The 24,875-nt window shown below is 69.1% G+C and carries 21 protein-coding genes, 1 pseudogene and 1 riboswitch; of the genes and pseudogenes, 9 read left to right on the plus strand and 13 right to left on the minus strand.

Annotated features, from left to right (window positions below; genetic code table 11):
* The first annotated feature begins 51 nt into the window (after window positions 1–51).
* Window positions 52–4,893, plus strand: coding sequence for an NAD-glutamate dehydrogenase (locus tag AC07NF_RS13385; RefSeq protein WP_494626553.1), 4,842 nt, complete (start codon window positions 52–54; stop codon window positions 4,891–4,893).
* Window positions 4,894–4,954: 61 nt separating this feature from the next.
* The gene (locus AC07NF_RS13390; protein ID WP_494626555.1) at window positions 4,955–6,277 is read left to right on the plus strand and encodes an MFS transporter; all 1,323 of its coding nucleotides are present in this window, start codon (window positions 4,955–4,957) and stop codon (window positions 6,275–6,277) included.
* Here the strand turns inward: AC07NF_RS13390 and AC07NF_RS13395 are convergent.
* Complete coding sequence (locus AC07NF_RS13395; RefSeq protein WP_494626557.1) at window positions 6,249–7,001, minus strand: dienelactone hydrolase family protein; 753 nt, start codon at window positions 6,999–7,001, stop codon at window positions 6,249–6,251. The two genes, AC07NF_RS13390 and AC07NF_RS13395, sit on opposite strands and share 29 nt — an antisense overlap.
* A gap of 18 nt (window positions 7,002–7,019) precedes the next feature.
* A complete protein-coding gene (purH, locus tag AC07NF_RS13400; protein WP_494626559.1) occupies window positions 7,020–8,609 on the minus strand; it encodes a bifunctional phosphoribosylaminoimidazolecarboxamide formyltransferase/IMP cyclohydrolase in 1,590 nt (529 codons plus the stop codon).
* Between the two features lie 26 nt (window positions 8,610–8,635).
* Window positions 8,636–8,716: riboswitch (ZMP/ZTP riboswitch) on the minus strand.
* A gap of 52 nt (window positions 8,717–8,768) precedes the next feature.
* On the opposite strand from purH, the pseudogene AC07NF_RS13405 reads away from it, so the two are divergent.
* Together AC07NF_RS13405 and AC07NF_RS13410 are read left to right on the plus strand one after the other, a co-directional pair.
* A pseudogene (locus tag AC07NF_RS13405) lies at window positions 8,769–8,892 on the plus strand (hypothetical protein); the annotation flags it as partial.
* A gap of 763 nt (window positions 8,893–9,655) precedes the next feature.
* Window positions 9,656–9,748, plus strand: a complete 93-nt coding sequence (locus AC07NF_RS13410) for a hypothetical protein (protein ID WP_494627568.1) — start codon at window positions 9,656–9,658, stop codon at window positions 9,746–9,748.
* 123 nt (window positions 9,749–9,871) lie between these two features.
* Here AC07NF_RS13410 and AC07NF_RS13415 read toward each other — a convergent pair whose 3' ends face one another.
* The 6 genes from AC07NF_RS13415 to AC07NF_RS13440 form a co-directional block, all read right to left on the minus strand.
* Window positions 9,872–10,222, minus strand: coding sequence for a hypothetical protein (locus AC07NF_RS13415; protein WP_494626561.1), 351 nt, complete (start codon window positions 10,220–10,222; stop codon window positions 9,872–9,874).
* 726 nt (window positions 10,223–10,948) lie between these two features.
* Window positions 10,949–11,236, minus strand: a complete 288-nt coding sequence (locus tag AC07NF_RS13420; protein WP_494626563.1) for a hypothetical protein — start codon at window positions 11,234–11,236, stop codon at window positions 10,949–10,951.
* Between the two features lie 5 nt (window positions 11,237–11,241).
* Entirely contained in the window at window positions 11,242–12,972 is a 1,731-nt protein-coding gene (locus AC07NF_RS13425) for a heparinase II/III family protein (RefSeq protein ID WP_494626565.1), read from the minus strand.
* 9 nt (window positions 12,973–12,981) lie between these two features.
* Window positions 12,982–13,641, minus strand: coding sequence for a ribulose-phosphate 3-epimerase (gene rpe / locus AC07NF_RS13430; protein ID WP_494626567.1), 660 nt, complete (start codon window positions 13,639–13,641; stop codon window positions 12,982–12,984).
* Window positions 13,642–13,678: 37 nt separating this feature from the next.
* The gene (locus AC07NF_RS13435) at window positions 13,679–14,959 is read right to left on the minus strand and encodes an RsmB/NOP family class I SAM-dependent RNA methyltransferase (RefSeq protein ID WP_494626569.1); all 1,281 of its coding nucleotides are present in this window, start codon (window positions 14,957–14,959) and stop codon (window positions 13,679–13,681) included.
* 49 nt (window positions 14,960–15,008) lie between these two features.
* Window positions 15,009–15,416, minus strand: a complete 408-nt coding sequence (locus AC07NF_RS13440) for a hypothetical protein (protein ID WP_494626571.1) — start codon at window positions 15,414–15,416, stop codon at window positions 15,009–15,011.
* Between the two features lie 91 nt (window positions 15,417–15,507).
* On the opposite strand from AC07NF_RS13440, the gene AC07NF_RS13445 reads away from it, so the two are divergent.
* Both AC07NF_RS13445 and AC07NF_RS13450 read left to right on the plus strand, forming a co-directional pair.
* Window positions 15,508–15,747 carry a DUF1674 domain-containing protein gene (locus AC07NF_RS13445; protein ID WP_492815869.1) on the plus strand — a complete coding sequence of 80 codons (240 nt, stop codon included), beginning with the start codon at window positions 15,508–15,510 and terminating at the stop codon, window positions 15,745–15,747.
* A gap of 43 nt (window positions 15,748–15,790) precedes the next feature.
* The gene (locus AC07NF_RS13450; RefSeq protein ID WP_494626573.1) at window positions 15,791–16,225 is read left to right on the plus strand and encodes an ester cyclase; all 435 of its coding nucleotides are present in this window, start codon (window positions 15,791–15,793) and stop codon (window positions 16,223–16,225) included.
* Here the strand turns inward: AC07NF_RS13450 and AC07NF_RS13455 are convergent.
* A complete protein-coding gene (locus tag AC07NF_RS13455; RefSeq protein ID WP_494626575.1) occupies window positions 16,222–18,315 on the minus strand; it encodes an amidohydrolase family protein in 2,094 nt (697 codons plus the stop codon). The genes AC07NF_RS13450 and AC07NF_RS13455 overlap by 4 nt on opposite strands.
* A gap of 96 nt (window positions 18,316–18,411) precedes the next feature.
* Between AC07NF_RS13455 and ggt the strand changes: the two genes are divergently transcribed.
* The gene (ggt, locus tag AC07NF_RS13460; protein WP_494626577.1) at window positions 18,412–20,172 is read left to right on the plus strand and encodes a gamma-glutamyltransferase; all 1,761 of its coding nucleotides are present in this window, start codon (window positions 18,412–18,414) and stop codon (window positions 20,170–20,172) included.
* 132 nt (window positions 20,173–20,304) lie between these two features.
* Here ggt and pyrF read toward each other — a convergent pair whose 3' ends face one another.
* Window positions 20,305–20,994, minus strand: coding sequence for an orotidine-5'-phosphate decarboxylase (gene pyrF / locus AC07NF_RS13465; protein WP_494626579.1), 690 nt, complete (start codon window positions 20,992–20,994; stop codon window positions 20,305–20,307).
* An 85-nt stretch (window positions 20,995–21,079) separates the two neighbouring features.
* On the opposite strand from pyrF, the gene AC07NF_RS13470 reads away from it, so the two are divergent.
* Window positions 21,080–21,775 (plus strand): MarC family protein, encoded by a 696-nt coding sequence (locus AC07NF_RS13470; RefSeq protein WP_295111207.1) that lies wholly within the window; start codon window positions 21,080–21,082, stop codon window positions 21,773–21,775.
* Between the two features lie 2 nt (window positions 21,776–21,777).
* On the plus strand, window positions 21,778–23,019 hold the full coding sequence (locus tag AC07NF_RS13475) for a UbiH/UbiF/VisC/COQ6 family ubiquinone biosynthesis hydroxylase (protein ID WP_494626582.1): 1,242 nt from the start codon (window positions 21,778–21,780) through the stop codon (window positions 23,017–23,019).
* On the opposite strand, the gene AC07NF_RS13480 is transcribed toward AC07NF_RS13475, so the two are convergent.
* Genes AC07NF_RS13480 through trxA form a run of 3 tightly spaced genes read right to left on the minus strand, consistent with a single transcriptional unit; the run spans window position 23,016 to window position 24,803 of the window.
* Window positions 23,016–23,213, minus strand: coding sequence for a Trm112 family protein (locus AC07NF_RS13480; protein ID WP_454713630.1), 198 nt, complete (start codon window positions 23,211–23,213; stop codon window positions 23,016–23,018). The genes AC07NF_RS13475 and AC07NF_RS13480 overlap by 4 nt on opposite strands.
* A 10-nt stretch (window positions 23,214–23,223) precedes the next feature.
* The gene (locus tag AC07NF_RS13485) at window positions 23,224–23,895 is read right to left on the minus strand and encodes an LON peptidase substrate-binding domain-containing protein (protein ID WP_494626585.1); all 672 of its coding nucleotides are present in this window, start codon (window positions 23,893–23,895) and stop codon (window positions 23,224–23,226) included.
* Window positions 23,896–23,903: 8 nt separating this feature from the next.
* Window positions 23,904–24,803: a thioredoxin gene (trxA, locus tag AC07NF_RS13490; protein WP_494626587.1), complete on the minus strand. Its 900-nt coding sequence runs from the start codon at window positions 24,801–24,803 to the stop codon at window positions 23,904–23,906.
* Between the last annotated feature and the right edge of the window lie 72 nt (window positions 24,804–24,875).

The following is a 24,875-nucleotide window of genomic DNA, read 5'->3' on the forward strand; positions in this document are numbered from 1 at the left end:
AGCCGCGCCTGAAAGGGCTAGGTTGCGACCAAAAATTCGCGAGGAAATCCTATGATCGGTGAAAAAAATGACCTCAAGTCCGCTGAGGCCCCGATCGGTCCGCTGGTAAGCGCCTTCGCCCAGGCCCTGGGCGTCGCGGTCGAGGCCCTGTCGCCCGCCGCGCGCGGCTTCGCCGCCCAGGCCCAGGACGACTGGTCGGCCGAGGAACTGCCGGGCCTGGACGTCGCCGACGTCGCCCGCGCCCTGGCCGATTTCTGGCGCTTCGGCGAGTCGGCCAAGGATCTCTCCGAACCGGCCATCCGCCTGGTCCGCGCGCAAGGCGGCGAGACCCCTTCCGACCTGCTCGAGATCGTCCAGCCCGACCGGCCCTTCCTGGTCGACAGCATCATGGGTGAAGTGGCCGAGGCCGGCTTCTCTGTCCGGGCCATGTTCCACCCCGTGTCGGACTGCGGCGGTGTGCGCCGCTCGATGATCCAGATCTGGCTGGCTCCGGTCGGCGAGGACCGCGAGGACGCCCTGGTCGCCAGCGTCCGTGAGGCCCTGTCCGACGTCGGCCTGGCCGTGCAGGACTTCCAGCCCATGCGCGCCCTGATGCGCCGCACGATCGGTGAGCTGCGGGACGCCAAGACCCCGGTCTCGACCGAGGAGAAGTCCGAGGACCTCGACTTCCTGGATTGGCTCGAGAGCGACCACTTCGTGTTCCTGGGCGCCCGCGTCTACGAATATCCCCGCACCGCCGACGGCGGCTATGCGGCCGAGGAGCCGCTGTACCAGCCGGAAGGCAGCCTGGGCGTGCTGCGCGACCAGGCCCGCACCGTGCTGCGCCGAGGCAGCGAGCCGGCCATCCTGTCGGCCCAGGTCCGCAGCCACATCGACATCGGCGACCCGATCGTGGTGGCCAAGTCGAACCTGCGCTCGCGCGTCCATCGCCGCGGCTACATGGACTATATCGGCGTGCGTCGTTACGGCGCCGACGGCAAGGCCTCGGGCGAGGTCCGCTTCGTCGGTCTGTTCACCGCCGAGGCCTACGAGACCCCGGCCCACGAGGTGCCGCTGGTCCGCCGTAAGGTCCATCACGTGCTGACCCAGGCCGGCAAGGATCCCGACAGCCACAACGGCAAGCGCCTGCGCAATGTCCTTGAGACCTGGCCGCGCGACGAGCTGTTCCAGAGCAGCGAGGACGAGCTGCTGACCACGGCTTTGGGCGTGCTGCACCTGTATGACCGGCCGCGCGTGAAGCTGTTCGCCCGCCGCGATCCGTTCGACCGCTTCATCTCGGTCCTGATGTTCGTGCCGCGCGACCGCTACGACTCCGGCGTCCGCGCCCGAGCCGGCGAGATCCTGGCGCAGGCGTTCCGGGGCCGGGTGTCGGCCTATTATCCCAGCTTCTCCGACGCTCCGCTGGCGCGGGTGCACTACATCCTGGGCGTGACGCCCGGCGACCACGCCGAGCCCGACATGGCCGCTGTCGAGGCCGCCATCGCCGAGACCGCCCGCACCTGGGACGACCGCTTCGAAGCCGCCGTCCGCGAAGGCTCCACGGGCCGCGTCGCCCATCTGCTGGCGCGCTATGCCGGCGCTTTCCCGCCCGGCTATCGCGACCAGTACGACGCCGATGAGGCCCTGGCCGACATCCAGGTCATCGACGACCTGGCCGACGGTGAGGCCGTCCGCGTGCGCGCCTTCCGCCGCGATGGCGACGACGCGGTCACCCTGCGCTTCAAGCTTTATCGTCCCGGCGCCGCCGCGCCGCTGGCCGACGTGCTGCCGATCCTGGAGCACATGGGCCTGAAGGCCCTGATCGAGGACGGCTTCAAGGTCTCGCCGGACGGCAAGCCCGTCTGGGTCCACGAGTTCGTGCTGCGCGACGAGGCCGGCGAGCACCTGGTGTTCAACGACGTGAAGCAGGCCTTCGAGGCCGCCTTCGTCGCCATCTGGACCGGCCGCGCCGAAAGCGACGGCTTCAATCGTCTGGTGCTGGAGCTGGGTATCGGCTGGCGCGAGGCCGCCCTGATCCGGGCGCTGGCCCGCTATCGCCAGCAGTCGGGCCTGGATCCCAGCCAGGGCGTGCAGGAGCAGGCGCTCTCGGATCATCCTGGTGTCGCGCGCCTGATCCTGGACCTCTTCCAGACCAAGTTCGACCCGGCCGTCCGCGCCGACCTGAAGCTGCGCCAGGAGCAGGCCAAGGCCGTCGAGGCCAAGATCACCGAGGCCCTGCAGGCCGTCGAGAGCCTGGACGCCGACCGTGTCCTGCGCCGCCTGGCCGCCCTGGTCGGCGCGATCCAGCGCACCAACTTCTACCAGCCGGCCGCCGATGGTGGCGCCAAGCCGTATATCAGCTTCAAGATCGCCTCGCGCGAGCTGGAAGACCTGCCGGCCCCCAAGCCTTATCGCGAGATCTATGTCTCGGCCCCGCACGTCGAGGGCGTGCACCTGCGCTTCGGCCCGGTCGCCCGCGGCGGCCTGCGCTGGTCGGATCGCCGCGACGACTTCCGCACCGAGGTGCTGGGTCTGGTGAAGGCCCAGCAGGTCAAGAACGCGGTCATCGTGCCGGTCGGCTCGAAGGGCGGCTTCTATCCCAAGCAACTGCCGCGCGGCGGTGATCGTGACGCGATCCAGACCGAGGCGATCCGCGCCTATAAGACCTTCCTGTCGGGCCTGTTGGACCTGACCGACAATATCGACGCCGACAACCAGGTGGTGCCGCCGCCGTCGGTCGTGGCGCATGACGCCCAGGATCCGTACCTGGTCGTCGCCGCTGACAAGGGCACGGCGACCTTCTCCGACATCGCCAACGGCGTGGCCGAGAGCTACGGCTTCTGGCTGGGTGACGCTTTCGCGTCCGGTGGTTCTGTCGGCTACGATCACAAGGTCATGGGCATCACCGCCCGCGGCGCCTGGGAAGCGGTCAAGCGCCACTTCCGCGAGCTGGGCAAGGACATCCAGACCCAGCCCTTCACCGTGGTCGGCGTCGGCGACATGTCGGGCGACGTGTTCGGCAACGGCATGCTGCTGTCCAAGCAGACCAAGCTGTTGGCCGCCTTCGATCACCGTCACATCTTCCTCGACCCGAACCCGGACGTGGCGGTGTCGTGGGAAGAGCGCGACCGGATGTTCAAGCTGCCGCGCTCGTCGTGGGACGACTACGACAAGTCGAAGATCTCGGCCGGCGGGGGCGTCTTCGCCCGTAGCCTGAAGAGCATCCCGCTGTCGAAGGAAGTGCGCGAGCTGTTCGAGATCAAGGCCGAGGCCGTCTCGCCGGCCGAGCTGATGACCGCGATCCTGAAGTCCAAGGCCGAGCTGCTCTATCTGGGCGGCATCGGCACCTATGTGAAGGCCAAGGGCGAGAGCAACGCCGACGCCGGCGACAAGGCCAATGACGCTATCCGCATCAACGGCTCGGACCTGCGGGTCAAGGTCGTGGGCGAGGGCGCCAATCTCGGCCTGACCCAGGCCGGCCGGATCGAGTTCGCTCAAATGGGCGCAGGAGGGGCCGGCGGTCACATCAACACCGACGCCATCGACAACTCGGCCGGCGTCGACAGCTCCGACCACGAGGTCAATATCAAGATCCTGACCGGGATCCTGGAGCGTGGCGGCGAGCTGACCCGCGAGAGCCGCAACACGCTGCTGGCGTCGATGACGGAGGACGTCGGTCATCACGTCCTGGAGCACAATTTCGACCAGACCCTGGCCCTGACGCTTCTGGAAAGCGACGCGGTCAGTGAGGTCGACGCCCAGATCCGCTACATGGTCGACCTTGAGCAGCGCGGCCGTCTGGATCGCAAGGTCGAGGGTCTGCCGACCAATACGGCGCTGCTGGAACGCAAGGCCGCGGGCAAGGGCCTGGCCCGGCCCGAGCTGGCCGTGCTGCTGGCCTACGGCAAGCTGGACCTCTTCGACGAGATCGTCGCCAGCCAGGCGCCGGACGATCCGTGGTTCGAGGCCACCCTGCGCGGCTACTTCCCCAAGGCGCTCGATAAGTACGCCGACGCCATGCAGAAGCACCGGCTGAAGCGCGAGATCATCGCCACGGTGGTCGGCAACCAGATGGTCAACATGTGCGGCCCGACCTTCCCGAGCCGCCTGAAGGCCGCCGCCGGCGCCGACATCGGCGCGGTGGTGACCGGCTTCACCGCCGCTCGCGAGATCCTTGGGATCGACGCCCTGTGGGACCAGGTCAACGCGCTGAACAATAAGGCTTCGGCCGATGGTCAGACGGCGCTGTACAAGGCCCTGGCCTACGCCCTGCGCAGCCTGGCCTTCTGGCTGGCCCGCCGGGCGCATCGCGACAAGTCCAGCGTCCAGCAGCTGGTCGAGGCCTATGGTCCGTCGGTGAAGACCCTGACCGGCATGGCCCCGGCCATCCTGTCGCCGTTCGAGCAGAAGACCGTCGCTAAGCGGGTGAAGGCCTATGTCGCCGACGGCGCGCCGGAAGCGCTGGCCCAGGCCGTCGCGGCCCTGCAGCCGCTGACCACGGCCGCCGACCTCGTCGACCTGGCCAATGCGTCCAGCTGGAGCGTCGAGAACGTCGCCCGCCTGTACCACCAGGTCGGCGCGGCCTTCGGCTTCGACCGTCTGCGCGGCGCGGCCGGTTCGTTCGTCGGCGGCGACGCCTTCGAGCGCCTGGCGGTCCGCCGCCTGATCGAGGACATGCTGACCGAGCAGACCGCGATCACCGAGGCCGTCCTGAAGTTCGCCGCCAACGCCCAGGCCGGCGACGACGAGCTCTCGGCCAAGGCCGCGATCGCGTCCTGGGCCGCCCTGCGCGGCGATCGCCCCAAGGCGGTCAAGCGCACGATCGAGGACATCGAGCAGGCCGGCGGCGGCTGGACCTTCGCCAAGCTGACCATCGCCAACGCCGCGTTGCGCGAGCTCTCGACCGCCGCCTAAAGACGCTGGCCCCTCCGCCTTCTCTCGCTTACGAGGGAAGGCGGAGAGGGAGCAGTAGCGTATGGACCAGGGTGATCGCCGGCGAGCAGCCTGGATCTCGTACGAGTGGGCGCAGCAGCCGTACTGGGCGCTGATCGCCACCTTCATCTTCACGCCCTATTTCGCCGCCGGCTTCGTCGGCGACCCGGTGCGGGGGCAGAGCCTGCTGGGCTATGCCGGGGTAGTGTCGGGCCTGGCCATCGCGATCCTGAGTCCGCTGCTGGGCGCGACGCTGGACGCCCGGCGCAATCCGCGAGCCTGGCTGATCGGCCTGGCCTTCCCGTTCGTCATCGCCAGCGCCCTGCTGTGGCTGGCCGTTCCCGGCGAGACGAGCCGCATCCCGCTGATCCTGGCCTGCCTGGTCGTGGCTGGGGTGGCCGCCGAGCTGGGGGTCACGGTGATGAACGCCCTGCTGCCGGTGATCGCCAAGCCGGGGCAGTTGGGACGCCTGTCGGGCACCGCTTGGGCGTTAGCGTACGTCGGGGCGCTGGTGACGCTGTTCATCGTCCTCTTCTGTTTCTCGCTGCCCAAGGTCCCGATGCTGGGCCTGTCGAAGGCGCTGCACGAGCCGGACCGGATCGTCGGGCCGCTGGTGGCCGTGTGGTTCCTGGCCTTCGCCTGGCCGCTGATGCTGACCGCGCCCAAGCCCTCGGCCGGAGCCGGCGACAAGCCGCTGGCCGAGCTGTGGTCGACCCTCAAGAGCCTGCCGAGCCGTCCGCACATGGCGACCTTCCTGCTCGGCCGGATGCTGCTGGGCGATGGCATTTCCAGCTTCATCGCGTTCGGCGGCGTGCTGGCGGCGGGCCTGTTCGGCTGGACGACGACGCAGCTGGGTCTGTATGCGATCCTCCTCTCGGTCGCCGCCGGCATCGGCACCTTCATCGGCGGCCGGGTCGACCAGAAGATGGGCTCGAAGGCCACCGTGCTGGTCGCCACGGGCGTCATCCTGTTCGGCGCCATCGGCGTCGGCATGGTCGGCAAGGACACGATCTTCTTCCTGATCCCCGTCGCCCCCGCCCAGGCCGACCAGGCGCTGTTCGCGAGCATTCCCGAGCGGATGTTCCTGTTCTTCTCGATGTTCGTCGGCCTGACCTTCGGCACGGCCCAGTCCTCCCTGCGCGCCTGGATGGCCGAGCTGGCCCCGCCCGGCGAGACCGGCCGGTGGTTTGGCCTCTACGCCCTGTCGGGCAAGGCCACCGCCTTCCTGGCGCCGCTGGTCATCGCCGTCGGCACCAAGCTGGCGGGCGACCAGCGCATCGCCGTCGTCGTCTCGGCCCTGTTCATGGCCCTGGGCGCCAGCGTCCTGGCCAGAGCGCCTAGCCGCAGGCCTGAAGCGCTCCCGTAAAGTAGGTCCGCACCTGCTCGAACAGGTCGGGCCGGTAGCGGGCCCGAGGGTCGTTGGCCTTGTTGTCGTCGAAGGCGTGGGTGGCGTCGGCCAGGAACAGCTGGTCGACGGTCAGCCCGTCGCGCGCCAGCCGGTCCAGGGCCAGTTTCGGCGCCTTCCAGCCGACCACCTGGTCCTTGCCGGCCACCACCGACCAGACCGGCGCCGCCGCGCCGGTCCAGCCGTGGCGGGTGGTCAGGGCCGGATAGCCGGCGAACGGATAGACCAGCATCGAGCCCTTCACCGCCTGGCGCAGGCGGTCGGGCGCGGCGTCGGCCAGGCCGGTGATCAGCGGCGCCCGCTCGCCCATCGCGTAGGCGTCCATGATCGTCCAGCCGCCATGGCTCCAGCCGGCCAGGAACACCTGGGAGGCGTCAGCCCAAGCCTGCCCCTCCAGCCAGGCCAGCATGGCGAAGACATCCGCCGCCCGCTTGCCGCCACGCAGCCGCAGGCCGGTGCAGACGGTCAGCTTGGCGTCCGTCAGGGTCATGCCGCGCGGCTTGAGGCTATCGACCACCACGGCCGCCCAGCCGGCCGCGACGGCCGTCCGGGCGTAGTCCTCGAGGAACGGCGTCTTGCCGCCGCAGCCGTGGAAGATCAGCGCCACCGGGAACGGCCCCAGGCCTGCGGGCTTGAACACCCGCGAGTGCTTGGCGACCTGTTCGCCCCAGGCGGCGCTGTCCATCGACGACCTCATAGCGTGTTAGTGACGGAACACTCGCACGCCCGTGAAGGCCATAGTGAGGCCCAGCTTATCGGCCGCCTCGATCACTTCCGGATCGCGCATCGAGCCGCCCGGCTGGATGATCGCCGTGGCGCCCGCTTCCGCCGCCTGGATCAGGCCGTCGGCGAACGGGAAGAAGGCTTCCGAGGCGCAGGCGCAGCCCTTCAGGTCGAGCCCGAAGTCGGCGGCGCGAAGGGCCGCGATGCGGGCCGAGTCCTTGCGGTTCATCTGGCCGGCGCCGACGCCCAGGGTCTGGCCGGCGCGGGCATAGACGATGGCGTTGGACTTGACGTGCTTGCCCACCGTGAAGGCGAACAGCATGTCGCGGATCTCGTCTTCCGTCGGCTGGCGCTGGGTGACGATCTTCAGGTCGCTGGCCTTGATCCGCGCGTCGTCACGGGACTGGACCAGGAAGCCGCCGGCCACGCTCTTGAAGGTGTCGCCGGTCGACAGCGGGTCCGGCAGGCCGCCGGTCACCAGCAGGCGCAGGTTCTTCTTGGCCGCGAACACGGCGATGGCGTCGTCGTCGGCCTCGGGGGCGATGACCACCTCGGTGAAGATCTCGACCATCGCTTCGGCCGCCTCGCGGGTCAGGCGCGAATTGACCGCCACGATGCCGCCGAAGGCCGAGGTCGGGTCGCAGGCCAGGGCCCGCTCATAGGCCTCGCGCTGGTTGCCGCCGACCGCCACGCCGCAGGGGTTGGCGTGCTTGATGATCGCCACGGCGGGACCCTGGGCCGGATCGAACTCGGCGATCAGCTCGAAGGCCGCGTCGGTGTCGTTGATGTTGTTGTAGCTGAGCTCCTTGCCCTGCAGCTGGGTCGCCGTGGCCACCCCGGTGCGCGGGTTGGGGAACGCATAGAAGGCCGCCTTCTGGTGCGGGTTCTCGCCGTAACGCATGGTCTGGCGCAGCTCGCCGGCGATGCTCTTGCGCGCCGGGAAGTCCTGCTCCAGCGCCTGGGCGAACCAGGCCGAGATCGCCGCGTCATAGGCCGCCGTGCGGGCATAGGCGCGGGCCGCCAGGGTCTGGCGCAGGGCCAGGGTCGTCCCGCCGGCCTTCAGGGCTTCCAGCACTTCGGCGACGTCCGACGGATCGGTGCAGACGGCGACATAGCCGTGGTTCTTGGCCGCCGAGCGGATCATGGCTGGGCCGCCGATGTCGATGTTCTCGACGCACTCGGCGTAGCTGCCGCCTTTGGCGACGGTCGCCTCGAACGGATAGAGGTTCACGTACAGGATATCGATGCCGCCGATGCCGTGGTCGGCCATGGCCTGCGCGTGTTCGGGGGCGTCGCGGACGCCGAGAAGCCCGCCGTGCACCACCGGGTGCAAGGTCTTCACGCGGCCGTCCATCATCTCGGGGAAGCCGGTCAGGTCCGAGACGTCCTTCACCGGGATCCCGGCCGCGGCGATCGCGGCCTTGGTGCCGCCGGTCGAGACCAGCTCGACGCCAGCGGCGTGCAGAACCTGGGCGGCCTCGACCAGGCCGGTCTTGTCGGAGACCGACAGCAGGGCGCGCTTGGGGGAAACGAGATCGGGGGCGGATGGATAGTCGGGGGCGGCGGGCACGGCGGACTCCAGGTCTGTGGTTGTCAGAAGGGAGCCCAGGCGCGCGGCATATGAGGTTCGAGCTCCCCGGTGGTTTCCCACCTTCAACGCCAGTCACGCGAACGCGGCGGAAAATACGGAGGCGGGCGGGGGAGTCAATCAACTCCTCCCTTCCCCTTGATGGGGAAGGGTCGGGGATGGGGTGATTGCTGAGCTGGCGGCTGCGCGCTGCATCAACCGCCGTAGTCACCCCCACCCCTGCCCCTCCCCCATCGAGGGGGAGGGAACGTGTTTCATCGACCTCGCACCGTGCGGCTGCGAGGGTATGAAAGGGACTGCGGAGCGCCGGGCCGCGCCCGGAATGTTGAGTATTGTTACCGTTTCGACGAAGCTCGAACGCTCCGCGCAGCCGTTATCCGGTGAGCCCTCGACGCGCGGGGTCTTAACCCGCTTCCGAAAGAGGCCCCCGACGGGCGGGCCAGGGCGACGACCCCAGTCCCGGAATGCACGGGCGACTTCAGCCCCTGCCTGTTGCGTTCGCCGAACCTTCGCCGCCAGGGCTTCGTCCCGATGTTTCAGGGAGCCTGCCGCTGGAGCCGTCGCGAAGGGACTTCCCGAAAGAAGCCCGACGAGCGCTACCCGCTCGACCACCCCCGACAGCCGTCACGATCGCCGGCCGGACGTCCCTTCCGCGCCATCGGGTGAGGAAGAGTATGGGGGTGGATTTGAACGCGGATCATTCAGCGGCGCGTAAAATCGACAAGCCATTGATTTCGCTGCGCTCGATCGCGCGAACTCCGAGGATACAGCGCGCCCAATCCCCTCTCTCTTAGAGAGAGGGAGGGGCCCATCGCTTCGCGATGGGAGGGTGAGTGGTTACACCCTAGGCCGGCGTGCCGGCACTGACTCCCCCAACAGCGCCAAGATCGTCAAAGGGCTCCGCCTACCCACTCACCCTCCCACGCCTACGGCGCGGGTCCCTCCCTCTCTCCATGAGAGAGGGGTCTGGAGCGCACGGCTTCACTCAGTAGTGAAAGCCTTCCGCCCCGGAAGAGCGCCCTCCTTACATCTCACGGCGAGACGATCGCTGGGCTGGAGGGGTTACTCAAGGACGACGCTCCGCGTCGCCGCGCCGCGGCCGCCCGGAGGGCGGTCCTTGACCAACCCCTCCAGCCCAGCACGCTGCAGCCTTCAAGAGATGTAAGGTGGGCTCTGGCCCATGACGGCCGGAAGTAATGAACGACGAGACTCAACTTCGCTCGGCTCAATAGGCAGCGTTGCGGCTAGCTGCATTTTTCCGTTGATTGAGCGAGGGCGGTGGCCGCGCCGTAGGTGAAGCTTCGATTGAAGTGGTTGATGAATGTCTCAATTAAATGCCCATGATAGTACGAGTATACCGCCTGGGTTACATTTCGCTCTTTTGGTTTGATGATGTTAAATGTCAGGTGATCTGTGAAAACTTCCGGCTTGAACCATGCCAGCTTGGCCCAGTCCTTTGCCTTGTGGGTGTAATATTTCCCATCGGAGCTGACCTCCCAGGTTGTGATTTTGCCCTTGGGTTCATTCTGCCTGATAGCGGCGTCGAATTTGGCAAGCAGCGCCTTGGCGTCACTCGTATAAAATTTCACGGCCATATGGCCCTCGTCTCATGATGAGAAGAGGCGGGCGACGCCCGCCTCTTCAGGGTCGCTTAGCGCGGACGCGCGGGCGGGATCGACGGACGTGCCGGTGTTGACGGCCTGAATGGCGGCGTCATTGGCTGGCGTTCGGGGATCATGGGGCGTTGCGGAATATAGACCATGACCGCCTCCTTTAGCGTTTGCTGTCGGGAGTGCGGTGGGTCGGCTTCCACGTCGAACCTGGCGAACTCGTTGGAGGTAGCCGGGTATTGTCCGGCACCGTCGTGAAGTTCGGTCGGGCACCGCCGCGCGGGCCTTGCTCTTGGAAAATGCCGCCGTTGCGGCCGCTATTCGAACCCGGTTTGAGGGTCATTTGATTTGTCCACAAGTGTTGAACAGGAAGATTCCTGACGTTGTGGACACCTGACCTTGCTCCCACGCAGGGATGCGCGGTACGGAGATCGCACAACGTCGCTCGCGATGTTGAGGAGAGGGGTGATGTCGGTCCCGGCCTAGACAACTTGGCCCGCGCATTCCTCTCCTATCAGTCCACTGGACTGAAATCCGTGCCCGTTTCGTTCTCTGGTCTCCTTGTGTGAGATTTAGTCCGATACCGACGATACTAATGAGTCGCGGACACCAGGGATAGCGTACGAACCCCCGCCGAGCACAAGACGCTGTTAGCAACCTGTGAGTATTCGGTTGATGACCGGTGGCGAAACGGTGGATCGATTCCACCCGCTATGCGAGTCCTATCCGCTCCCGCACTGCCTTAAACACCATCGCCATCTCGACATGCGTATGCACGTACCCGTGCTCGAACAGGTACGTCAGCATCCGGTCGTAGGCGTCGTCATAGTCCGCCATCGCCACGCTGCCGGGCTCTCGCGCCTGGCGCTCCAGCACCGCCAGGACCTCCGGCGCGTTCGCCGTCAGCGCGGCGATCACTTCGGACACCTCGTCGTCGGTGTATTCCGGCACGTGCCGCGCGCGGCCGGGGTCCAGGAGGGGTCTGCGGTCGAAGCCCATGGCGCCTAGCCCTCCGCTCGGGTGAGTTTCCAGCGGATCTTGGCGCCGACTTCCGGGCGCACCTGGCTCTTGAGCACGATCTGGCCGGCCTTGCGGGCCAGGCCGTGGTCGAAGTGCGCCGAGGGGGCGATCTCGACGTCGACGGCGTCGTTGCGCAGCCACCAGCCGATGTTGTTGGGGCCTCGGATCAGGACGCTCTTGCCGTCGCGGGCGATCGAGGCGCGGGCCTCGGGGTGCAGGTGGAAGCGCACGGCGAAGGGCAGGTAGCGCCTGGGACCATCGGCCGCGCCGGGGTCGGCGGCTAGCGGGGTGAGGCTGTCCTCGCCGCGCAGCTCGTCGGCGACGGCGTCGAGGAACAGGCGGCGGGCGTGGCTGAGGCCGACATGGCGCCAGCCGTCGTGGACGATGTCCAGCCAGACGCCGCCGACATCGTCGTGGCGCTTGGCCTCGACCTTGGTGGCGCCATCGACCAGCCAGGGGCCCAGCGCCTTGGCGCGGAAGCCCGAGAGCGGGCGGCCGGCCGAGCCGTCGCCGGCGCTGACGGTGGAGGCCGCGTCACTCAGGCGGAAGGCGTTGGCGCCGGTGGCCTCGGGGCTCCAACCGCAACTGGTGATCAGGCGGTCCTTGGCGCAGACGATCTCGACGGCGGCCGGTTGGGCGCAGGCGGCGACGCTGAGCGGGCCCAGCGGCGGGCGGCCGCAGTCGGCGATGACCTCCAGGCTGCCGCCGACCATCTTGTGGTAGCCGCTGTGCGGCGCGGCGTTCAGCGGGCGCGGGCCGGCGTCGTCATGGGCGAGAGCCGCGGCGATGCGCTGCGGGGCGATGGCCTCGCCGCCGTGGAAGGCCGCCAGATGGCCGTCGCCCAGGGTGAAGAACCGCGCGGCCGTGGAGAGGCGGTCGATGGCGCGTGAGAGGCTTTCGGGGCTGGGGCGGCCGCGCTGGCCCAGGGCGTCGTCCAGGGTCAGCAGGTCGAACAAGAGCTCGACGCCGGCCTCGGGGCTGCGGGTGGCGTGGCCGCCGTCGGGCAGGACCATCGTGTCGATCTGGCGGGTGATGGCCTTCAGGCCCTTGTCGATCAGGGCCTCGCTGGACTTGCCGGCCAGGGCGCAGCCGGCGACCGTGGCGGCGACGGCGCGCTCCAGGGCGCGTTCGGGGCTGGCCTTGATCTCCAGCAGATGGCGGCCCTGGCGGGCCAGGTCCTGGGTCAGGTCGGCGATCTCGGCGTCGCTGCCCTCGGCGGCCAGGATCTTGGCGGCGCAGGCCAGGTGGAAGACGCGGCGCTCGATACACTCGGCGCTCCACGAGAAGGCGTTCCACTTGCCGAACACCCGGCGCCAGTCGTCGAGCAGGCGCAGGGACCGGCGAGCGCCGTCCGAGCCGGCGGCGGTCAGGTCGGGCAGCCAGTCGAAGCGGTGCAGGCTGACGGCGAAGCGGCGCGAGGGGCTGGCGGTGTCGAACGGGTCGCCGTCGGGGCCCAGGCGCAGGGTGCCGCCGTCCAGGGTCAGGGTCCCGGCCAGCATCTTCTTGCCGTGGTCGGCGTTGGCCGGGCGCGGGTCGCGCGGACGGGCCGAGAGGCCCTCGGGACGGGGCAGGGCGATGGCCAGACGGTGGGGGCCCGAGCCGAACCACTCCCGCTGGATGTGGCCGGAAAGCTCGGCCGTGACGGCCTTCCATAGGACGCCACCACGCCGGGGCGTGTTGATTTTAGAGCCGCTTGCGGAACGCTTGACGGCCATCGTTTGGGGTCAGCCGCCCTTCAGCGCGCGGATATTGTCGGCATAGGCGCTAGGGCCGCCCTTGAACACCGCCGAGCCGGCCACGAGGGCGGTGGCTCCGGCGGCCACGCATTGCGGGGCGGTCACAGGGGTCACGCCGCCATCGACCTCGATGATGATGTCCAGGCCGGCCTTGTCGACCATCTTGCGCAGGGCCTCGACCTTGCGCAGCTGGCCGGGGATGAAGCTCTGGCCGCCGAAGCCGGGGTTGACCGACATCACCAGCAGCAGGTCGACGTCCTCGAGAATCCACTCGACGTGGTCGATGCTGGTCGAGGGGTTGAACACCACGCCGGCCTTGGCCCCCAGCTCGCGGATGCGCTTCAGGGAGCGGTGCAGGTGCGGGCCGGCTTCGGGGTGGATGCTGATCAGGTCCGCCCCGGCGGCGCGGAAGGCCTCCAGGTACGGATCGGCGGGGCTGATCATCAGGTGCACGTCGAACGGGATCTTGGCGTGCGGCCGGATGGCTTTGACGATGTCGGGACCGAGCGTGATGTTGGGCACGAAGTGGCCGTCCATCACGTCGACATGCACCCAGTCGGCGCCGGCCGCCTCGATGGCGGCGACTTCCTCGCCCAGCTTGGCGAAGTCGGAGGCGAGGATGGAGGGGGCGATGATCGGCGCGGTCATGGTCCTGGGATAGCCGCCCCGCGCCGATCTGTCAGCCCTAGAGCTTCTTGAACCTTGCGGCGAAGAAGCCGTCCTGGCCGCCGTCCCGATGGTGGGGCAGCAGGCGCAGGGTCCCGCGGGCGGTCAGGCTGGCTTCCGGAGAGCCGCCTTCGCCGGGCTGGATGGGCTCCAGCGCCATGTCCTTGCGGCGCGCCAGGAAGGCCTCGACCTGGGCCTCGCCCTCTTCGGGCTCCAGCGAGCAGACGGTGTAGACCAGCTGGCCGCCAGGCTTGAGGCGGTCGGCGGCGCTGTCCAGGATCTTCGACTGCACGCCGGCGAGGGAGGCCACATCGCTGGGCCGCGCGGCCCACAGCACGTCCGGATGGCGACGGAAGGTGCCGGTGGCGCTGCACGGCGCGTCCAGCAGGATGGCGTCGAAGGTGCGGGTGTCTTCCCAAACGGCGGCGTCGGCGGTGACGATCTCGGCCGTCAGGCTCATGCGCTCGAGATTCTCGTCCACGCGCTTGAGGCGGGCGGCCGAGCGGTCCAGGGCCACGACCTGCGCGCCGGCGGCCGCCAGCTGCAGGGTCTTGCCGCCGGGCGCGGCGCACAGGTCCAGCACCTTGTCGCCGGGCTTGAGGGCCAGCAGACGGACCGGGACGGCGGCGGCGGCGTCCTGCACCCACCAGGTCCCGTCCTCGAAGCCCGGCCAGCCGGCCACGTCGCCCTTGCGGCGCACGCGCAGGGAGCCGCCGGGCAGCGCCTCGGCCTCCAGGAGCTCGGCGAGGGCCGCGACATCGGCCGAAGGCTTCAGCGAGAGATCGGTGGCGGGCTCGATGGCGATCTGGGCGGCGATCTCGCGGGCCGTGGCCTCGCCGAACGCGGCGACCCAGCGGGCATAGAGCCACGGCGGGGCTAGCAAGGCCGGGTCGTCGTTGGGGCTTCCGTCGCGCAGCAGGCCGCGCAGCACCGCATTGACCAGGCCCTTGAACGGGCGGCTGGTCTTGTTGGCGCCGGCCAGCTCGACCGAGGTGGCCACGGCGGCGAAGGCCGGGACCTCCAAGTGGAAGGCCTGCGCGGCGCCCAGGCGCAGCAGGTTCATCACCCGGTCGGGCGGCGCCTTCTGCAGCTTGGCGGCCAGGGCGCGGTCGATGGGGCCCAGGTGGCGCAGGACGGCCATGGCCAGGGCGCGGGCGAACGCGCGCTCACGCGGCTCCAGGAAGCGGAAACCGTTGGCGGAGGCGGCTTCGTCGATGCCGCCGCGACGCGACAGGGCCGCATCGATAAGGTTCAGGGCGGCTTCCCGGGCGGGGAGGCCGTCGTTCAATTCTTGAGTCACCGCCTCGCCGTGCCCAAAGGCGACGGCGAGCGCAAGCGATTTGACAAAATCAGGCGGCCAAAGAGGGCTTCCGAATGGCCGTCGTGACCGCCGTCAGGCCGAACACGAAGAAGCCCGAGACCACCGAAAGCCCGCCCACGGCCAGCAGCGGACCGAACACCGACGGCGGTCCCTTCTGGCCCAGATAGAGAAAGAGGCCGCTGATCATGCAGATCACCCCGACGTTCGACAGGGTGAAGTTCGTGATCTTGACCCAGTTGGGAACCCGCTGCCCCAGCAGGGCGTAGAAGGTCCCCATCAGGGCCATGCTGATCCAGCCCAGCAGATTGAGGTGCGCGTGCGCCGAATAGGTGCTGTGGTCCTTGCTGATGCTCATGGCCAGGCCCCACGAGACGCCGACCATGGCGTAGAAAGCGGCCGCGCCGAAGAAGGCGTGCGGCCAACGACTGGCAGTCATGTTCAGATCTCCCCGAACGTCGATATTCAAGGTCGGGCGTTGAACACTGCCAAACTGGCGCCCGCAACCGCGTTGGTGCTAAACTTTCGCCATGTCGCAGGATCAGCCGTCTTCGTCGCAAGCTTCGTCGCAAACCCCGGCGGACGCCTCTTTGGGCGCCGCCCCGGGCAAGGATCTGACCCCCGCCGCGCGCCGCGCGCTGGAGGAGGCCGCTGCTCGCCGCGCCGCCGAGGCCGCCGCCGCCCTGCCGACGGAAAAGGGCGGCCGCGACGGCCCCGAACCCACCCGCTTCGGCGACTGGGAGAAGAAGGGCGTGGCGGTCGACTTCTGAGGCTGGACGCGCGACGCTCCCCGAAAACGAGGGGAGAAACGTCATGCAAGACCTAGCCGAGCGGCGCATCCAGGTGGTGCGCGACCACATGGCGCTGGAATGCGTCCATGACTGGGACGCGGTGATCGCCACCTTCCAGCACCCCCGCTACGAGATGTACGGCTCGAGCGCGGTGTTCGACGGCGAGGCCGCCGTGCGCAGCTATTTCGCCGCTTCGCGCACGCCCTTTCCCGACCAGGGCAACGAGGTCATCGCCATCGCCCACGCCAGCGACACGGTGCTGGTCGAGTTCTGGCTGACCGGCACGCAACTTGGCCCGCTGAAGCTGCCCGGCCGCACGGTGGAAGCCAGCGGCAAGGCCTTCCGCGTCCGCATGGCCGCCAGCTTCGAGTTCGCGCCCGGCGCGGACAAGATCGTCTGCGAGCGGCCGTACTTCGACCAGATGGCGGTGCTGCGGGCGCTGGAGCTGACGGCCTAGAACTCGTCCAGATGGTCGTCGGGATAGCCGAAGCCGGCGTCGCCGCTGGTGGCTGGCTTGGTTGCAGCAGCCGGCCGCACGGTCGGCGGGGCGGCGAACGGTTCGACCCCGATCGCCGCGTAGATCTCGGACGGGAAATAGACCGCGCCGCCCTTCATCACCATGCGCGGTCGGCGGATGGCCGAGATGTCCTGGGTCGGGTCGCCGGCCACCAGCACCAGGTCGGCCAGCTTGCCGCGCTCGATCACGCCCAGGCGGTCGGTGCGCTTGAGGAATTCCTCGCTGCCCAGGGTCGCCGAACGCAGCGCCTCGGCCGGGGTCAGGCCGGCCTGGACGTACAGCTCCAGCTCGCGCAGCATCGAAAAACCCGTGGCTTCGTCGGTGCCCGGCAGCAGGCGGATCCCCGCCTTGTGCAGCATGCCGATGGTCTCGATGACCTTGGCGAAGCCGGTCTGGTAGGCCGCGTCGTCGGCCGGGGTCTTGATCGTCACGAACGAGCGCTTGCGATAGCGCTGGAAGCCGATCGGCATGTGCGAGAGGAAGTCCTGCTGGCCGACCTGGGTCTGGCCGGCGCGGCTCAGCATCAGCTGCTCGACGATGCTGGCGGTGGTGTCCAGCGCCACGCCGTGGGTCTTCATCAGGCCGACGGTCTTCTGGACCCGCGCCGAGTTGAGGTCGAGGGTCCCGGCCCGCGCCATGGCCGTTAGGCGAAGGGGCGTACGGGTGTCCTCGGTGGGATCGAGGATCCAGCCCAGCATCAGCTGGTTGATGTGAGCGATGGCGTCGTAGCCGTCCTCGATGACCCGGTCGGGCGTGTCGAAGGCCGGCACGTGGCCCGAGACGCCCAGGCCCAGGCGGTGGGCCTCGGCCGCCAGGGGTTTCACCCAGTCGGGGTTCATCGAGTTGTAGATCTTGATCTCGCCATAGCCGCGATCGGCGTACCAGCGCACGTCGGCCAGGCCTTCCTCCAGGGTCGCCGGGATGAAGCCGTTGCGGGCCGAATAGGGACTGCGGCCTTCCAGGAAACCGGCCGGGGCGATGCGCGGCCAGGCGATCTCGCCGCTGTCGATGCGCGGCATCAGGTCCAGCAGAAAGGCGTTGACGTTGCCCATGTCGCGCGTGCTGGTCACGCCGGCGGCCAGGTAATAGAGGCCCGAGTCCAGCGAGGCGTGCGAGTGCATGTCGTGCAGGCCGGGATAGACCACCCCGCCTTCGCCCTCGACGATGGTCTGGTCGGCCGGCGGCGGGCCGCCGTCGCCGGGCAGCACCTGGGTGATGACATCGCGCATCACCACCACAGTCGACAACGGGCCTAGGGTCCCGGTCCGGGGATCGAAGACGCGGACATTGCGGATGCGCACCGGCGTGTCGAACCGGTGGGCCACGGCTTTCGCGATCTCGCGCATCCGCCGGCCTTCCAGGTCGGTGGCCAGATCCCGCAGCTGGGAGGCCGAGGCCTCGTAGCCGGCGCGCACGGCCATGTCGCCGTCGCCGAACTTGGCCAGCAGGCGATCCTGCTTGTCGAGGATCACATAGGTCGGTTTGACCTGGACGCCGGTCAGCCGGATCACCCGCCCGGAGACGGCCGTCTTGCCCGCGCCCAGGGTGACCTGGCGCACCGGGGTCGCGGTCAGCTTGCCGGCCGGCAGCACGGAAATCTGGCCGCCGGGACGGGCCAGGGCGGCGCGGGCATAGATGTACGAAGCCCAGGGGCTGTCGTCGTTGACGATGTACAGCGGCGCGGCGGCGCTGGCGGTCTCGCCGGCGTCGGCCTGGCTTTTCCAGCGGGCCTTGCCGTCGGTCCAGGCGAAGCTCTCCTCGACCGGCCCGCCCATCAGCGAACTGCCCTTGATGGTCCACGACACGGGCAGGCTGCCTTTGCCCAGCACGATGTCCTCGTGGTGCTTGGGACCCCGGCCGTTGTTGTCGACCTTGTACTCGACCGAGGTCCTGGCCCCATCGGTCACGGCCTCGACCGAGCCGACGATCTCGCCGTTGGCGACGACCGACAGGCGTTCGGTCGAGGCAGCCTGCGCCAAGCCGGCGCTGGCTAGCATCAAGGCGGCAACGCTCAGGGCCGGAAGCTTCATCGGGTCTTCTCCAAGCTTGAGCCCGGATATTGGTCCCGAGGCGCTGGCGCCTTCTATGCGAACTTCAGCGCGCGCGCTCGGGGGTGAGCATAGTCCATGCACGGAGCATGGCTTCCCGAACCGCCGCGGTCGTGCCTAGCTGGGCTTTCCATCGCCTGGAGGCCTGCCTTGCGTCTGCTTGCTGCTCTCGTCTCTGTCGCCCTGCTGGTCGCGCCGCCGAGCCTGGCCGCGCCCGCCAAATCGAAAGCGGTCGCCGCCCGCGCGCTGGACGCCGGGGCGGTGGCCTCGCCCGACCGCTACGGGGCGCTGGCGGCGCAGGAGATCCTCAAGGCCGGCGGCAACGCCGTCGACGCGGCGGTGGCGACCGGGTTCGCTCTGGCGGTCACCTATCCCGAGGCCGGCAATCTGGGCGGCGGCGGGTTCATGACCCTGTACGTCAACGGCAAGCCCTACTTCCTGGACTATCGCGAGACCGCGCCGGCGGCGGCGTCGGCCGACATGTATCTGGGCAAGGACGGCGAGCCTGTCGCGGACCTGTCGTTGTTCGGCAATCTCGCGGCCGGCACGCCGGGCACGGTGCGAGGCCTGGCCATGGCTCACAAGCGGTTCGGCAAGCTGTCCTGGGCGCGGGTGCTGGCGCCGGCCATCCGCTATGCCAAGGGCGGTTTCCTGGTGAACGACCAGTTCGCCGGCATGCTGACCAAGGAGGTCCCGCCGCAACTCGCCAAGACCAATTTCCGCGACTATTTCGCGCCGGTGAAGGCCGGAACGATGTTCAAGCAGCCGGAGCTGGCCGCCACCCTCGAGCGGATCGCCAAGGAGGGCGACAAGGCCTTCTACGAGGGCAAGACCGCCGACCTGATCGTCGCCCAGATGCAGCGCGGGCCGGTGAAGGGACTGATCACCAAGGCGGACTTGGCGGGCTACAAGGCTGTCTGGCGCACGCCGGTCACCGCCAAGTGGCGCGGCTATGACGTCATCACCGCCCCGCCGCCCAGCTCGGGCGGCATCGCCCTGATGCAGATGCTGCTGATGAAGCAGGACCTGTCGCCGAAGTTCAAAGGCGTGGCGCTCAACAGCCCGCAATATGTCCACCTGCTGGCCGAGATCGAAAAGCGCGTCTATGCCGACCGGGCGGAATATCTGGGCGACCCAGACTTCGTGAAGGTGCCGGTCTCGAACCTGATCGATCCGGCCTATGTGGCGCGGCGGGCGCGGGAGGTCGATCCGGACAAGCCCTCGGTCACCAAGGCGGTGGTTCCGGGCCTGGAGAAGCCGCAGACGACCCACTATTCGATCGTCGACCGGTGGGGCAACGCGGTGTCGAACACCTACACCCTGAACGGCTGGTTCGGTTCGGGCGTGGTGGTCGAAGGAGCGGGCTTCCTGCTGAACGACGAGATGGACGACTTCTCGGCCAAGCCCGGCGCGCCCAACATGTTCGGCGTGGTCGGTGGGGCGGCCAACGCCATCGCGCCGCACAAGCGGCCCTTGTCGTCGATGACGCCGACTATCCTGGTCAAGGACGGGCGGCCGGCCATGGTCATCGGCACGCCGGGCGGCTCGCGGATCTTCACCTGGGTGTTCCAGGTGCTGGCCAATGTCTACGACTTCAAACTCAGCCTGAAGGCGGCCCAGAACGCGCCGCGCTTCCACCACCAGCTGCTGCCCGAGAACGTGATCTTCTACGAGCCGGGGTATCCGCCGTCGGCGGCGCTGAAGGGCGCGCTGGAGGGGCGGGGCTACAAGTGGGTCGAGGACTTCAGCGGCGACATGGAGGCGATCCAGGTCGTGGTCCGCACGCCCGTGCCGGAGGCGGATCCGCGGGCGCGGGGCGTGGGTATGGTGGTGAAGTAAGGGCGGCGCTGGCCCCTCCACCGGCTTCGCCGGTCCCCCTCCCCCAAAAGGGGGAGGAGAGTTCCCTCTCCGCCCCGCTTGGGGGCGGACAGACCTCGCGGAGCGAGGTCAGGTGGGGGCCTGTGCTGAGTCTCAGAGCCCCGCGATCTCCCCCACCACCTTCAGCGCCGCTTCCCTCGGGTCGTTCGCCGCCGTGATCGGGCGGCCGCAGACCAGGTGGCTGGCGCCGGCGCGGATGGCGTCGGCCGGGGTGGCGGCGCGGGCCTGGTCGTTTTTGGCCGACCAGTCGGGGCGCACGCCGGGGGTGACGATCAGGAAATCAGGGCCGGCAATCTCGCGGGCCAGGGCCGCCTCATGGGGCGAGGAGACGATGCCGTCGACGCCGCACTTGATCGCTTGGCGCACGCGGCGCTCGACCAGGTCGCGGGCGTTGAAGCTGTAGCCCATCTCCACCAGGTCGGCGTCGGTCAGGCTGGTCAGCACGGTGACGGCCAGGATCTTCAAGGACGAGTCGCCACGCGCCTTCACCGCCGCCTTCATCACCTGGGGCTCGGCGTGGACGGTCAGCAGATCGCAGCCGCTCTGGGCCAGCACGCGGGCCGAGCGCTCCACGGTCGCGCCGATGTCGTGCAGCTTCCAGTCCAGGAAGATCTGCTTGCCGCTGGCCTTCAGTTCATGGGCCAGGGCCATGCCGTCGCTGGCCAGCAGCTCCAGGCCGATCTTGTAGAAGCTGACGGCGTCGCCCAGCTGCTCGACCATGCGGCGCGCATCGTCGGTGGTCGGCAGGTCCAGCGGCACGATCAGGCGGGCGTCGGCGGTCATATTCGGTCCCCGGGGTTGGCGCGCGTCATCGTCCGCTCTAGGACAGAGCCGAGTTTGGGCGCGATTTGAAAGGCGAGGACGTCGAATGACCGAGGCGAAGCTGGCCGTCAACTTCTTCGTCGCGCTGTTCGCCCTGATCGACCCGATCGGCAACGTGCCTTTGTTCGCCGCCGCCACCCTGGGCGCGGCCGCGGCGGGGCGGCGGATGGTGGCTGTCTATATCGGCCTGTTCGTCGCGGCGTTCCTGATCTTCTTCTTCTTCACGGGCGTGGGCCTCCTGGCCTTCTTCGGCATCTCGATGCCGGCCTTCCGCATCGCCGGCGGGGTGATCCTGTTCATTCTGGGCCTGGACATGCTGCGTGACGACTTCACCACCATGTTCGCCGACGCGGCCGAGGGCATCGAGGGCCAGTCGGCGCGGGTCTACGCCCAGAAGCGCTTCGAGCGCCTGATCGTGCCGTTCGCCATGCCGCTGCTGATCGGGCCGGGCGCGATCTCGACGGTGATCATCTACGCCGCCGAGGCCAAGCCGTTCGGCTGGGCGGGCGTCGGGCTGGGCGTGGCGGTGATCTCGGTGGTGTCGCTGGTGATGGTGGCGGTGTTCTGGGCCGCGCCGCTGATCAGCAAGGTGCTGGGCCGGATCGGCATGAGCATCGTGGTGCGGGTCCTGGGCCTGATCCTCTGCGCTCTGGCGGTGCAGTTCGTGCTGATCGGCGTGGGCGACGCCACGCGCGGCCTGGTGCGCCAGGACGCCAAGGCCCCCTATGCGGAGACGAAGTAGCCATGGACGCTGATGTCATCATCGCGGGCGCCGGCATGGCCGGCTCGACCTTGGCGCTGGCCTTGGCGTCGGGCGGCCTGAAGCCGCTCCTCGTTGACCCCCAGCCGTTCGAAGCCCAGCTGGCCCCGACTTTCGACGGCCGCAGCTCGGCGATCGCCTATTCCAGCTTCCGCCAGTGGCGCACGATCGGGGCGGGCGAGGCCTTGGCCCCCCACGCTCAGCGCATCGAGCAGATCCTGGTCACCGACGGCCGCACGCCTGGCGCCGCCTCGCGCAAGCCGCTGCCGGCCTTCCTGCGGTTCGACAGCAGCGAGATCTCGGGCCGCATCGAGGGCGAGCCCCTCGGCTACCTCGTGGAGAACCGCCGTATCCGCCAGGCCCTGGCCCAGGCGGTGACGGAGAAAGAGATCCCGGTCATCGCCCCGATGGCGGCCAAGGCCCTGTCAGTCGACGCAGCCGGCGCGCGCCTGACCCTGGCCGACGGGCGGGTGCTGTCGGCTCCGCTGGCGGTCAGCGCCGAGGGGCGGGGCTCGGTCCTGCGCAAGGCGGCCGGCATCGGCGAGATCGGCTGGAGCTATGGCCAGTCGGGCGTGGTGGCGACCGTGCGGATGGAAAAGCCGCACGAGGGCGTGGCCCACGAATATTTCCTGCCCAGCGGCCCGTTCGCCATCCTGCCGCTGACCGACAACCGCGCCAGCCTGGTCTGGACCGAGAGCACCGCGCGCGGCGAGGCCCTGCGCAATGCGTCGCCCGAGGCCTTCCACGCCCACCTGATGCGCCGGTTCGGCGATTTCCTGGGGCAGGTCTCGATCGAGGGGCCGACCTTCGTCTATCCGCTATCGCTGAGCCTGGCCGAGCGCATGGTCGCTCCGCGCCTGGCCCTGATCGGCGACGCCGCCCACGGGGTGCACCCGATCGCCGGGCAGGGCCTGAACCTGGGCCTGAAGGACGCCGCCGCCCTGGCCGAGGTGCTGGTCGAGGCCATTCGCAATGGCGAGGACATCGGGGCCGAGGCCGTGCTGGAACGCTACGCCCGCTGGCGGCGGTTCGACACGGTCAGCAACGCCGTGGCCTTCGACGCCTTCGTGCGGATCTTCTCGAACGACAATCCGCTGATGCGCCTGGCGCGCGGCGCCGGCCTGGCGGTGGTCAACCAGATCGCGCCCGCCCGCCGGTTCTTCATGCACGAGGCCGGCGGCGGGGTGGGCGACCTGCCCAAGCTGCTGCGGGGCGTGGCGCTCTAGGCGTCCAGCTCGCGGGCTTCTTCCGGCAGCATGATCGGCACGCCGTCGCGGATCGGATAGGCCAGCTTGGCCGAGCGGCTGATCAGCTCGCCCTTGGCGCGGTCATATTCCAGCGCGCCCCGGGTCACGGGGCACACCAGCACTTCCAGCAGGCGCGGATCGACGTCGACGGGAGGGGGAGCGGCTTGCGTCATGGCCCCCTCTCTACTGGATCGAATGCGGTTCGTCATCGTCCCCGGCGGCGGCGTCGATTTCCAGCAAGGCCGTCAGAGTCGCCTTGCGTTCGAAGATCGTCTCGGCCTCGAGCAGGGCCTGCTTTTCCAACGGGTCGAACGGCAGGGCCATGGCCAGGCTGTTGATCAGGGCGTCCGACGGCGCGCTCTCGGCGTCGCCCCAGTCGATGGCCAGGCCCCGGTGGTCGAGATAACGCCGCAGGGCCATCAGCAGCCGGTCGATATCGGCCGCCGTGCGCACGCCGGCGGCGTCCTCGCGCAGGTCGGGCTCGAACGGGGTGAAGTCGGCGCGGACCTGGCGGTAGGGCGTGCGCACCGGCAGCTCGTCGCCGGTCCGGAAGCGGCAGACGCCGGTCAGGGTGATCAGGTAACGGCCGTCGCTAGTCTCGGCGAAGCTGGTCACACGGCCCGCGCACCCCACCGGCGCCAGGGCCGGACGCTCGTTGTCGGCGGCCTGGTGCGGCTTGGTCTGGATCATGCCGATGATCCGCTCGCCCGACATGGCGTCGTCCAGCATGTTCAGGTAGCGCGGCTCGAAGATGTTCAGCGGCAGCTGGCCGCCGGGTAGCAGCAGGACCCCGTCCAGCGGGAACACTGGGATCACCAGCGGCAAGTCGGCGAGCTTGCGATAGTTCCCCTGCATGGACGCTCCTAGCTGAAGAGGATGGCCGACAGCTTGCGCCGGCCCTGCTTGGCGGTCTCGGACGTCGGGCCGGCGGCCTCGAACACCGTCAGCAGCTGCTTGCGCGCCGCGTCGTCGTTCCACGTACGGTCGCGGGCGATGATGGTCAGAAGATGGTCGGCGGCCTCGTCCAGGCGACCGACGCCGGCCAGGGCCTTGGCCAGCTCGAAGCGGGCCTCGTGGTCGTCGGCATTCGCGGCCAGGCGCTTCTCGAACTCAGCGGTCTCGGACGGCGCGTCTTCGGCCAGGGCCAGGGCGGCGCGAGCGGCGTCGAGATCCGGATCCTTGGCGTCGGCCGGGGCCATGGCCACGACTTCGGCCGCGCCTTCCAGGTCGCCGCCCAGCAGATAGGCGCGGGCCATGCCGCCCAGGGCCTTGATGTTGGTCGGGTCGGTGTTGAGGGCCTGGGCGAAGGCCTGGGCCGCGCCGCCGATGTCGCCGATCTCCAGCGATTCCTTGCCCAGGGCGATCAGGTCGTCGATGGCGCTGGGGCCGGCCGGACCGGTCAGCTTCTCGACGAAGGCCTTGACCTGGCTCTCGGGCAGGGCGCCCTGGAAGGCGTCCACGGGACGACCGTCGACGAAGGCGTAGACGGTGGGGATCGACTGCACGCGCAGCTGGCCAGCGAAGCCCGGATTGGCGTCGACGTCGATCTTCACCAGTTTCACCGCGCCCTTGGCGGCGTTGACGACCTTCTCGATCGTCGGGGTCAGGGTGCGGCAGGGACCACACCAGGTGGCCCAGAAGTCGACGATGACGGGCTGGGTCTTGGAGGCCTCGATGACGTCCGCCATGAAGCTGGCGTCCGTGCCGTCCTTGATGTGCTCGCTTTTAGCAGGGGTCGCGGGCTTTTCGCCGATCAGGGACATCGGGTCTCTCGTGTACTCAAGGCAGGGAACGCGTTAGCCGCCAAGATGGTCCCTGGCGCGCATCTTCGCAAC

The sequence above is a fragment of the Caulobacter sp. GW821-FHT10A06 genome, assembly GCF_059415805.1.

Coding starts and splice junctions, on each gene's coding strand:
- AC07NF_RS13455 (WP_494626575.1), bottom strand. CDS start 18,315: ATGAAGCTTCCGGCCCTGAGCGTTGCCGCCTTGATGCTAGCCAGCGCC.
- AC07NF_RS13445 (WP_492815869.1), top strand. CDS start 15,508: ATGTCGCAGGATCAGCCGTCTTCGTCGCAAGCTTCGTCGCAAACCCCG.
- AC07NF_RS13440 (WP_494626571.1), bottom strand. CDS start 15,416: ATGACTGCCAGTCGTTGGCCGCACGCCTTCTTCGGCGCGGCCGCTTTC.
- ggt (WP_494626577.1), top strand. CDS start 18,412: ATGCACGGAGCATGGCTTCCCGAACCGCCGCGGTCGTGCCTAGCTGGG.
- rpe (WP_494626567.1), bottom strand. CDS start 13,641: ATGACCGCGCCGATCATCGCCCCCTCCATCCTCGCCTCCGACTTCGCC.
- AC07NF_RS13480 (WP_454713630.1), bottom strand. CDS start 23,213: ATGACGCAAGCCGCTCCCCCTCCCGTCGACGTCGATCCGCGCCTGCTG.
- AC07NF_RS13385 (WP_494626553.1), top strand. CDS start 52: ATGATCGGTGAAAAAAATGACCTCAAGTCCGCTGAGGCCCCGATCGGT.
- AC07NF_RS13395 (WP_494626557.1), bottom strand. CDS start 7,001: ATGGACAGCGCCGCCTGGGGCGAACAGGTCGCCAAGCACTCGCGGGTG.
- AC07NF_RS13475 (WP_494626582.1), top strand. CDS start 21,778: ATGGACGCTGATGTCATCATCGCGGGCGCCGGCATGGCCGGCTCGACC.
- pyrF (WP_494626579.1), bottom strand. CDS start 20,994: ATGACCGCCGACGCCCGCCTGATCGTGCCGCTGGACCTGCCGACCACC.
- AC07NF_RS13450 (WP_494626573.1), top strand. CDS start 15,791: ATGCAAGACCTAGCCGAGCGGCGCATCCAGGTGGTGCGCGACCACATG.
- AC07NF_RS13390 (WP_494626555.1), top strand. CDS start 4,955: ATGGACCAGGGTGATCGCCGGCGAGCAGCCTGGATCTCGTACGAGTGG.
- AC07NF_RS13420 (WP_494626563.1), bottom strand. CDS start 11,236: ATGGGCTTCGACCGCAGACCCCTCCTGGACCCCGGCCGCGCGCGGCAC.
- AC07NF_RS13425 (WP_494626565.1), bottom strand. CDS start 12,972: ATGGCCGTCAAGCGTTCCGCAAGCGGCTCTAAAATCAACACGCCCCGG.
- trxA (WP_494626587.1), bottom strand. CDS start 24,803: ATGTCCCTGATCGGCGAAAAGCCCGCGACCCCTGCTAAAAGCGAGCAC.
- AC07NF_RS13485 (WP_494626585.1), bottom strand. CDS start 23,895: ATGCAGGGGAACTATCGCAAGCTCGCCGACTTGCCGCTGGTGATCCCA.
- AC07NF_RS13470 (WP_295111207.1), top strand. CDS start 21,080: ATGACCGAGGCGAAGCTGGCCGTCAACTTCTTCGTCGCGCTGTTCGCC.
- AC07NF_RS13415 (WP_494626561.1), bottom strand. CDS start 10,222: ATGGCCGTGAAATTTTATACGAGTGACGCCAAGGCGCTGCTTGCCAAA.